7 protein-coding genes, 1 other RNA gene and 2 pseudogenes are annotated in these 9,750 nt (G+C 40.4%); 2 read left to right on the top strand and 8 right to left on the bottom strand.

Going from position 1 to position 9,750, the window contains the following annotated elements; translation table 11 throughout:
* From cbpJ to MK482_RS00355, 8 genes and pseudogenes are all read right to left on the bottom strand, one after another.
* Positions 1 to 359 (bottom strand): annotated as a pseudogene (gene cbpJ, locus MK482_RS00390) (choline-binding protein CbpJ); the annotation flags it as partial.
* Between the two features lie 99 nt (positions 360 to 458).
* Entirely contained in the window at positions 459 to 1,148 is a 690-nt protein-coding gene (locus tag MK482_RS00385) for a response regulator transcription factor (RefSeq protein WP_268717691.1), read from the bottom strand.
* Between the two features lie 11 nt (positions 1,149 to 1,159).
* Positions 1,160 to 2,565: pseudogene (gene gndA, locus MK482_RS00380) on the bottom strand (NADP-dependent phosphogluconate dehydrogenase).
* Between the two features lie 80 nt (positions 2,566 to 2,645).
* Positions 2,646 to 4,082 (bottom strand): cell division site-positioning protein MapZ, encoded by a 1,437-nt coding sequence (gene mapZ, locus MK482_RS00375; protein WP_268717690.1) that lies wholly within the window; start codon positions 4,080 to 4,082, stop codon positions 2,646 to 2,648.
* Positions 4,083 to 4,094: 12 nt separating this feature from the next.
* Positions 4,095 to 5,252 carry a THUMP domain-containing class I SAM-dependent RNA methyltransferase gene (locus tag MK482_RS00370; RefSeq protein ID WP_268717689.1) on the bottom strand — a complete coding sequence of 386 codons (1,158 nt, stop codon included), beginning with the start codon at positions 5,250 to 5,252 and terminating at the stop codon, positions 4,095 to 4,097.
* 84 nt (positions 5,253 to 5,336) lie between these two features.
* An RNA gene (gene rnpB, locus MK482_RS00365) (RNase P RNA component class B) lies at positions 5,337 to 5,718 on the bottom strand.
* 20 nt (positions 5,719 to 5,738) lie between these two features.
* Positions 5,739 to 6,068 carry a cell division regulator GpsB gene (gpsB, locus tag MK482_RS00360; RefSeq protein ID WP_124787539.1) on the bottom strand — a complete coding sequence of 110 codons (330 nt, stop codon included), beginning with the start codon at positions 6,066 to 6,068 and terminating at the stop codon, positions 5,739 to 5,741.
* A gap of 69 nt (positions 6,069 to 6,137) precedes the next feature.
* Positions 6,138 to 6,665: an SLOG family protein gene (locus MK482_RS00355; protein WP_268717688.1), complete on the bottom strand. Its 528-nt coding sequence runs from the start codon at positions 6,663 to 6,665 to the stop codon at positions 6,138 to 6,140.
* A gap of 66 nt (positions 6,666 to 6,731) precedes the next feature.
* On the opposite strand from MK482_RS00355, the gene recU reads away from it, so the two are divergent.
* Together recU and pbp1a are read left to right on the top strand one after the other, a co-directional pair.
* On the top strand, positions 6,732 to 7,328 hold the full coding sequence (recU, locus tag MK482_RS00350) for a Holliday junction resolvase RecU (protein WP_261087848.1): 597 nt from the start codon (positions 6,732 to 6,734) through the stop codon (positions 7,326 to 7,328).
* The gene (gene pbp1a / locus MK482_RS00345) at positions 7,325 to 9,514 is read left to right on the top strand and encodes a penicillin-binding protein PBP1A (protein ID WP_268717687.1); all 2,190 of its coding nucleotides are present in this window, start codon (positions 7,325 to 7,327) and stop codon (positions 9,512 to 9,514) included. Before recU ends, pbp1a begins: the two co-directional genes overlap by 4 nt.
* Positions 9,515 to 9,750: the final 236 nt, after the last annotated feature.

The raw sequence follows: 9,750 nt of genomic DNA, 5'->3' as shown, positions 1-9,750 counted from the left end.
CCAACAAACTCTTGTAGCACTCCATTTTTATCGAAATAGTACCACTCTGACTTTGGAAAACCTTCTAATCTGATACCATTTGGGTAAGGACCAATTGTACTACCTTTAGATGGAAACGGAATATATTGCCAGCCGACCACCATCTCTCCAGATAAAGGATCAAAATAATAGTACTTCCCATCAATCACTCGCCAGTAGGTTTCTTTGATGTCACCCTTCTTGTAGTAGGTTCTACCATTTTCTTGGACAAATTGCCAACCTTCTGAATCAGCATCATCCGCCAATACTGCACTTGTTGCTAGCAAACCAAAGAAAAAGACTGCTAATGCAATTTGCATCAATTTTTTTATTATTTTCATTAGACGTATCCTCCATAACTCATTATAGCAAACACCAAACTGCATGTCAATATATAGAAAACCCCTCAAAAAAGCAGTTACAAAACTGCAACTGCTTTTCTATTCTTGCATGGTGTAACCAACACCACGTACTGTTTTAATGTAGCTTTTTTGACCTTTTACATCAAGCTTACTACGTAGATAACGGATATAGACATCCACGATATTGGTTTCGGTCGCACTTTCATACTTCCAGACACTTTCCAACAACTGCTCACGAGTCAGAACTTTCTTGCTTCCCATAAGAGTAGCCAAAAGATCATACTCACGACGGGTCAAAGCAATCATCTCTTCGCCACGATAAACGGTATGATGCTCTACATCCATACGCAGATTGCGGTAAGACGTTGGAACCTTCATCTGACTACAGTGTTGGTCGATAAAGTCCCGACCTCGGAAAATAGCTGAAATACGAGCTACCAGATTCTCAATAATAACTGGCTTATAGATGTAAGAAACGGCAAAGCGTTGGATTGTCTCAATCTGATCTTGCAATTCTTCGCGATGGTCCAAGACCATGATCACGGAGGCTGGCTTAGTCCGACTCAGCTTGTCTGCAAAATCCTGGACTGTCATATCCCCCAGTTGAGCATTCAATAAAATCAAGTCATAGTCTGTCTGAAGAGCCATGGAGAGGGCCTTTTGCCCCTCCTCAACCTGATCAACTCGGTATTGCTCTTTTTGGAGTTCCAAACTTAAAAAATGAGCTAGATTTCGTTCTTTCTCAAGTAATAAAATCCGTTTCCCCATGGCAGACCTACTTATTTTTCGTCATACCAAGAGTAGTGGAAGGTTCCTTCTTTGTCTTTACGTTGGTAAGTGTGGGCACCAAAGTAGTCACGTTGCGCTTGGATCAAGTTAGCTGGAAGGTCAGCTGAACGGTAGCTATCAAAGTAAGTAATAGCTGCTGAGAAAGTTGGCACTGGCACACCAGCTTGAACAGCAAGAGCTACGATATCACGCACTGCTTGTTGGTACTTAGCAGTGACATCCAAGAAGTATTCATCCAAAAGAAGGTTTGCAAGGTCTGCATCACGGTTGTAAGCATCTGTAATCTTTTGCAAGAAACGAGAACGGATGATACAGCCATCACGCCAGATAGATGCGATGTCTGCGAATGGCAAGTTCCAGTTGTTTTCTTTAGAAGCTACACGCAATTGAGCAAAACCTTGTGCGTATGAAATAATTTTTGAGAAGTAAAGAGCTTGACGGATTTTTTCAATCAACTCAGCCTTATCTCCTTCAAATTTGAAGGCAGCTGGTTTTGGAAGAACCTTGCTAGCATGTACACGTTCTTCTTTGTAAGTAGAGATGTAACGTGCAAATACTGACTCAGTGATTAGTGACAATGGCACACCAAGGTCAAGAGATGATTGGCTAGTCCATTTACCAGTTCCCTTGTTACCTGCGGCATCAAGAATGTAGTCTACGATTGGTCCATCTTGACCTTCATCGTCTTTACGGCTCAAGATATCAGCTGTGATTTCGATCAAATAGCTGTCCAACTCACCCTTGTTCCACTCAGTAAAGATTTCAGCCATGTCTTCTGCAGAAAGACCTAGCAAGTGTTGCATCAAGTCATAGCTTTCTGCGATCAATTGCATATCACCATACTCGATACCGTTGTGGACCATCTTCACGTAGTGACCAGCTCCATCAGGACCGATGTAAGTCACACATGGTTTGCCATCTTCTGGTGCTTTAGCTGAGATTTCTTCAAGAACATCCGCAACCAATTCGTATGCTTCTTTTTGTCCACCAGGCATGATAGAAGGACCTCCAAGGGCACCTTTTTCACCACCAGAAACCCCAGTACCGATAAAGTTGATACCTGAGTTTGCCAATTCTTCATTACGACGGATTGTATCTTTGTAGAAAGTGTTTCCTCCGTCGATCAAGATATCACCNNGGCTTGAATTGTAGCATCTGTACCAGGTCCAGCTTGAACCATGAGCATGATACGACGAGGTTTTTCGATTGAGTTTACAAAACTTTCAACGTCATAGCTTGGTACAAAGTTCTTTTCAGGATGGCAAGCAATTACATCTTCAGTTTTTTCTTTACTACGGTTGTAGATAGCAACTGTGTAACCACGAGATTCAATATTAAGGGCAAGGTTACGACCCATTACGGCCATACCTACGACACCAAAGTTAGCTTTTGTCATTTGACACTCCTCTTATTTGATTTGATTTGTTTTATTTTATCATTTTTACTTTTGAAAAGAAAGGATTTTGTAACGACTGCTTAGTAGTCCAAAGCATCCGCATGTCCAGAACCATTTCCAACAAAGTATCCTGTCTTACAGTTAAGAGTAAAGAGATAGGTTCCATCTGGCTTGTAGAGGTTGTAATAACCATTGCCATTAATGATATTGACACGTTCAAGGATGTATTGGTTACCAGTGATATAACCACGTGAGCGTGAAGTAGCTAAAATTTGTTCCAAAACACCATCCGCGAAATCCCAAGCAGAGTTATTGCTATCATCAACAGCCGATTGATTGAACGGCACACGACTCGAAGCTCTCTGGAGGTCAACTCCAGAACTTGATAAACCGCCATGGCTATCATCACGTGCAGAAACTGAATTGTTTGATGAGACGCTTGAAGATGGACTTGTGTTGTCTGTAGCGCTCTCTGTTGATGAACTTGAACTTGCTTGACTTGAGCTTGAACTTGAAGGAGCTGTTTGTTGACTCTTACCTAGACTAATAGCCTTATCTAGTAATTTATCCAGCTCCGTATTTCCAGTTTTTATCTCTGTAAATTTAGCATCCGATTTAGCTTTAGCGTTAGTGTCCAAAACACCATCAACAATAGCTGGCTTCTCAAATTGAGCATTTACATCTTGAATAGCCTTAATTTGCGTTTCAAGGCTGTCATACTTAGATTTTGCAAGCGTATATTCACGACTACCTTCCAACTTATCAAGCAAGGTTTTAAGTTGGCTCAGCTTATCAAACTGACTATTTTTCAAAGCCGTTTTGTTGCTATCTGTATAGAAGGCATCATAGAGAGTATTAAACTCTTGTAATGCTGTTTGCGTAGCTTGGTCGGTTGAAGCTGATTGTGAAGATTGTATCTCTTGGTTTGAGCGTGAGATTTGACGGTAGACAAAATAGCTCCCCAGCAAGATAACAATTACAATCAGTACTGAAGCGATGATCATCACTCGTTTCTTTATAGAGTCTGCTTCTGTTTCTGTCTCTATGGCAGTAGCTCTCGACAGTAAAACTGTATCATCTTCTTGGACCTCGTCATCTTCATCAACACCTTCCTTAGTTACAACTAGAGGTTCTATCTTTTGACTTTTTTCCTCTAGAGGAGACAAAACAAAGTCTGAACTATTTGTGTCTGTAGCATCTATAGAAGATTCTTCTCCTAACTCCTCATCTGCAGTAGTGTCACTCGTTTCTCGAACTGCTTGAATCAATTCCTCTAAACTTTGAGTGGCTGCTAGCTCTTCTTTTTTGAACTGTCGTGTTTCAAACTTATCTGCTTCAATCTCTTCACGATGTTGCTTTATATATTTGTCTAGAATACTATCTTCTGGAAGCACCCCAGCTTCAACTTCCTCATTCTTACGAATAACTTGACCTACTGTCAAATCTTTAGCGTCATCAAAATCAAATTGTGGCTCTTGATCATGTTTCTCATGCCGATCACGTCTCTTCTGATCCATATCTTATCCTTTCTACTTCACTTCTTGGCGTTTAACACGCTGACCAAAATATTGATACAAATCAACTTTTAAAGTTCCATTGTACAACTTACGCTTCTTATCCGCTTGACTACCATACTTGGTCTCAAAGGCTTCATCGCTAGTTAGGATAAACTTGCTCCACGTTTCCAGTGGTGCAAAGACCTGTCCCATCTCAGCATAAAGCTTGGTAACCCCTGCATCATCTGACAAGCGTTCACCATAAGGCGGGTTAGAGATAATAACTCCATTGATTTTATCGGAACGTAAATCCTGCACGCGCATCTGCTTAAAGGTAATATCTCCTGCAACCCCTGCCGCCTGGGCATTGGCCTTAGCAATTTCCACCATACGTGCATCGATATCACATCCCATGATATCCAGTTCCAGTTCACGATCCACTTTCTTAGCTGCTTCTGTACGCACTTCTTGAATCAGTCGATCGCTAATCCAGTTCCATTCCTCAAAGGCAAAGAAGCGACGAAGACCAGGAGCCATCTTCCTAGCAATCATAACTGCCTCGATACAGAAAGTTCCTGAACCACAGGTCGGATCAATCAAAGGCTTATCTGGATACCAGTTAGAAAGTTGTAAAATGGCTGCCGCCATGTTTTCCTTGATAGGAGCGCCACCCTTTTCCGTACGATAACCACGTTTAAAGAGGCTAGTCCCTGTCGTATCAATCATGACAGTTGCTATGTCTTTAAGAATCGAGACCTCAATCTTAAACTCTGGACCATTTTCCATCAGAGGAACGCCTTCTGGACGAGCATAGTGTTTTTGTAGTTTCTTGACAACAGCCTTCTTTGAAATAGCCTGTACACTTGGCTCATTGTGAAGTTTAGATTTAACACATTTGGCTTTTGAAATCGGAAAACGAGCCCCAAGCGATAAATAATTTTCCCAATCTAAGGCAAAAACTCCCTGAAAGAGCTCCTCAAAAGTCTTAGCTGGGAAAGTTCCTACAATAATCTTAATACGATCTGCTGCCCGAAGCCAGAGGTTGGTTTCGATAATGGCTCTTGCATCTCCTTGGAAACGAACACGACCGTTTTCAACCTGACAATCGTAGCCAAGCTCTCGCACTTCACGCCCTACAACAGCCTCGAGTCCTGCTGCAGCAGTCGCGATTAAATTAAATTCTTTTTTCATTTTACAGTCTTGTAAGACCTTTCTTTTGTTCACTTTAAAAAATGAGGTTGAGAAAATTTTCTCAGCCCCAACCTATATGCAATTTTCTATAAGCCATGTTTTGTTCCAGAAGTGACTAGGACCACTTCCTTCGATAATCATCTGTCTACCACTAACAGCCTACAGCTGATAGCAGTCAGAGTACTACGTTCGTTTCCGTGTACTCCATGCCCCGACCGAAATTTGGGTTGCTAGCTTGAGGGGTTTACCGCGTTCCACTCTCTCTGTTTCCAGAAAGACTCCGTCACTGTGGCACTTTCAAGCCTACTCTGACCTATCCAAGGACTTAGCCATTTCAACTGCCGTAACGATTTCTCGTCCCTAGGCTTATGGTTTCGCCTAGCACAAACACTACAGGCATCACAGCCTGTGCTAGCATGGACTTTCCTCATGAAAAGCAATTCTCCTCACGCGATTATCCAAAAATTGCACTCATCCATAATTCTATTATAAATCTTGATTATCTAAGATTTGTTTACCAAACACTTCTTTTTCAAGTCGATTTAAGCGTTTTAAAATATCAAAATTTGTTACTGAAGTAGAGCTTGTTACCTCAATTGAATCCGGCTGAGGTGTAGTAACCTGCGGTTTACTAGATAATTCACTCTTCAAATCAGCTATCTCCTGACGTAGTGATTTAACCAAAGCTGCATAAGTCTCATAGTCCTTGATGACATCATCCAAAAATTCATCAACTTCAACCTTACTATATCCACGGACCTCACGTCCAAACTCTTGCTCAAAAATATCTTTCGCTGAAAAAATAATACTTGCCATGTCCCTCTCCATTCTCGGTTGCTAGTATTATTATATAAAAAAAGGCAAACAAAAATCAAGGTCAAAGGCTTACTTTTCAGAAAAATTTTCTGCCATTTCATTTAAGGATTCAAAAGTTAACCTTCTTGTAAAATAGTTCTCTTGATTTTTCATCATTTGATAAAAATACCGTAATTTTGTCTCATTTTCTTCATCATAAAATAGATAGGATTCATCAGTGTTTTCTAGTAGAAAATGTTGATAATCTCGTAATTGTCCCTTATGTTCATACTTCGAATAGGCATATTTTACAAAATCAACTTGTTTGAACTCACTTAATTTTATTTGGTTAGCTTCATTCCAATTACTTCCATGAGTTTCAAAATCAAATATTGTCGCCAGCTGAAATCCATAATCTTCTTTCATCTCTCGAGCTACTTCTAATACCCAGTATTCGAAGCCTAGATTTCCTGTGAATACAAGCCAAGTCACACCTTCTTGAGCCATAGATTCTAAATCTTTTTGAATCGCTTTTTTTATCACTTTCAACCTAAGATCTTTATCATTATAAAGTCCCAGATCAAAAGCTGAATATCCTAAAATTAAAGCTGTAGTCATTTTTAACCCTTTTTTTGTAATTTTATGATATAATAGAGTGATGTTATTGTACCAATAAGGAGAATTATGGTCAACTATCCTCATAAAATTTTATCATCAAAAAGAAACACTCCTCTATCCAAAACTAAAAATTTCGCAAATAGAGGAATGTCCTTTGAAAAGATGATTAATGCCACGAACGACTACTACTTGTCTCATGGGCTGGCTGTTATCCACAAGAAACCCACTCCCATCCAAATCGTACGTGTCGATTATCCACAACGAAGTCGAGCAAAGATTGTCGAAGCCTACTTTAGACAAGCTTCAACTACTGACTATTCGGGTGTTTATGATGGATACTACATCGACTTTGAAGCTAAGGAAACTAGGCAGAAACATGCGATTCCGATGAAGAATTTTCACCTTCACCAGATTCATCACATGGAACAAGTCCTTGCCCAGCAAGGAATTTGCTTTGTGCTCCTGCACTTTTCTTCTCAGCAAGAAACTTATTTATTGCCGGCTATTGACTTGATTCGTTTCTATCATCAAGACAAGGGACAAAAGTCAATGCCACTTGGATATATTCAAGAATATGGATATTTGATTGAGCAAGGCGCCTTTCCTCAAATTCCCTATCTCGATATTATCAAAGAACATTTACTAGGTGGTAAAACAAGATGAACAAACAAACTATCCTGCGAATAGCTAAGTATGTAAGTATCGGCTTCTTAACTGTATTTATCGCAGCTGTTGTCCTAGGCGGAGGGCTTTTTCTCTACTATGTTAGCAAGGCTCCGTCTCTGTCCGAAAGTAAACTAGTCGCGACAACCTCAAGTAAGATATACGATAGCAAAGACGAACTGATTGCCGATCTTGGAGCAGAACGTCGTGTCAATGCGCAATCAAATGAAATTCCAACGGAATTAGTTAATGCTATTACTTCTATTGAGGACCATCGTTTCTTTAATCACCGTGGAGTTGATACTATTCGTATTCTTGGGGCAGCATTGAGAAATCTCCGAGGTGGAGGGGGACTCCAAGGAGCTTCAACCTTGACTCAGCAATTGATTAAGTTGACTTATTTCTCTACTTCAACTGCCGATCAAACCTTATCACGTAAAGCTCAGGAAGCTTGGCTAGCCGTTCAACTTGAGCAAAAAGCTACGAAACAAGAAATCCTAACCTACTACATTAATAAGGTCTACATGTCAAACGGTAACTACGGAATGCAAACTGCTGCACAGAACTACTACGGGAAAGATCTTAAAGATTTGAACTTACCGCAGTTAGCACTCCTCGCAGGAATGCCTCAGGCTCCAAATCAGTATGACCCATACTCTCATCCTGAAGTAGCTCAGGAACGACGTAATCTTGTCCTATCTGAGATGAAGGGTCAAGGATTCATCACAGCAGAGCAATATGAAAAAGCAATCAACACACCAATTACTGAAGGTCTACAAAGCCTAAAATCTGGTAACAGTTATCCTGCTTACATGGACAATTACCTAAAGGAAGTAATTGATCAAGTAGAGCAAGAAACTGGCTACAACCTTCTAACTACCGGTATGGAAGTATACACCAATGTTGACACCGAGGTTCAACAACGTCTCTGGGATATTTACAATACTGATGAATACGTTAATTATCCTGATGATGAACTCCAAGTAGCTTCAACTATCGTAGATGTAACAAATGGTAAAGTCATTGCTCAGTTAGGCGCCCGTCACCAATCAAGCAATGTATCTTTCGGAGTCAACCAAGCCGTTGAAACCAACCGTGACTGGGGTTCTACTATGAAACCTATCACAGACTATGCTCCTGCCTTAGAATACGGTATCTACGATTCAACTGCTTCAACTGTTCACGATGTACCTTATAATTATCCTGGCACAAATACACCTGTTTACAACTGGGATAAAGGTTACTTTGGAAATATTACTATCCAGTATGCTCTTCAACAATCACGTAATGTCACAGCGGTTGAAACTCTTAATAAGGTCGGTTTAGATAAAGCAAAAACCTTCCTAAACGGACTCGGTATTGATTATCCAAGTATGCACTATGCGAATGCTATCTCTAGTAATACAACTGAATCCAACAAACAGTACGGAGCAAGTAGTGAGAAAATGGCAGCCGCCTACGCAGCCTTTGCAAATGGTGGTATCTACCATAAACCAATGTATGTTAACAAAGTTGTCTTTAGTGACGGCAGCTCAAAAGAATTTTCTGACTCTGGCACTCGGGCTATGAAAGAGACGACTGCCTATATGATGACAGAAATGATGAAAACTGTTTTAGCATACGGAACAGGTCGTGGTGCCTATCTTCCATGGCTACCTCAAGCTGGTAAAACTGGTACATCAAACTATACAGATGAAGAAATTGAGAAATATATCAAAAACTCAGGCTATGTTGCACCAGATGAAATGTTTGTCGGCTATACTCGTAAATATTCGATGGCTATATGGACGGGTTACTCAAATCGTCTTACTCCTATTGTTGGTGATGGCTTCTATGTTGCAGCCAAGGTTTACCGCTCAATGATGACTTATCTTTCTGAAGATAATCATCCTGGAGATTGGACTATGCCTGAGGGCTTATATCGAAGTGGAGAATATGTCTTTAAGAACGGTGCTCGTCCTACATGGACTGCTCCTGCTACTCAACAAAGTTCTACACCCGCTCCTGCTAGTCAGGCTCCAGAGACCTCAACCTCTCAGTCAAGTGTAACGACACCAAACGCAAACGCAAATCCAAATGCAAATACAGCTACTCCCAATGCTGGAACCAATGAGAATACGGTAACACAACAACCAAGTACCAATCAAGGTCAGCCTAACCAAAATCCTCAGCCAGCCCAACAATAAATTACTAACCACCCAAAAATTGGGTGGTTTTTCAATCTTTTCTTTGTTAAATCAATAATTAGAACAGAAAAACCTGAGAAGGCCAATTTTACTTCTCAGGTTTTTTTGTTCTATAAACTCCACTGGTTTAGAATACTATTAAGAAAGAGTTTAATTGTCATACACAACTAATCTTTTTTACTTTTTGCTACAAAGATAGCAGATAGAGCTAGTCCAACACTTGCCAAGAAAATAGC

The sequence above is a fragment of the Streptococcus mitis genome (genome assembly GCF_026782865.1).
In the GTDB taxonomy this organism is placed as follows: domain Bacteria; phylum Bacillota; class Bacilli; order Lactobacillales; family Streptococcaceae; genus Streptococcus; species Streptococcus mitis_CG.
Note: the sequence above shows the minus strand (reverse complement) of the source record. Positions and strands in the feature narration are given on the sequence as shown.

Coding starts and splice junctions, on each gene's coding strand:
- MK482_RS00385 (WP_268717691.1), bottom strand. CDS start 1,148: ATGGGGAAACGGATTTTATTACTTGAGAAAGAACGAAATCTAGCTCAT.
- pbp1a (WP_268717687.1), top strand. CDS start 7,325: ATGAACAAACAAACTATCCTGCGAATAGCTAAGTATGTAAGTATCGGC.
- MK482_RS00355 (WP_268717688.1), bottom strand. CDS start 6,665: ATGACTACAGCTTTAATTTTAGGATATTCAGCTTTTGATCTGGGACTT.
- mapZ (WP_268717690.1), bottom strand. CDS start 4,082: ATGGATCAGAAGAGACGTGATCGGCATGAGAAACATGATCAAGAGCCA.
- MK482_RS00370 (WP_268717689.1), bottom strand. CDS start 5,252: ATGAAAAAAGAATTTAATTTAATCGCGACTGCTGCAGCAGGACTCGAG.
- recU (WP_261087848.1), top strand. CDS start 6,732: ATGGTCAACTATCCTCATAAAATTTTATCATCAAAAAGAAACACTCCT.
- gpsB (WP_124787539.1), bottom strand. CDS start 6,068: ATGGCAAGTATTATTTTTTCAGCGAAAGATATTTTTGAGCAAGAGTTT.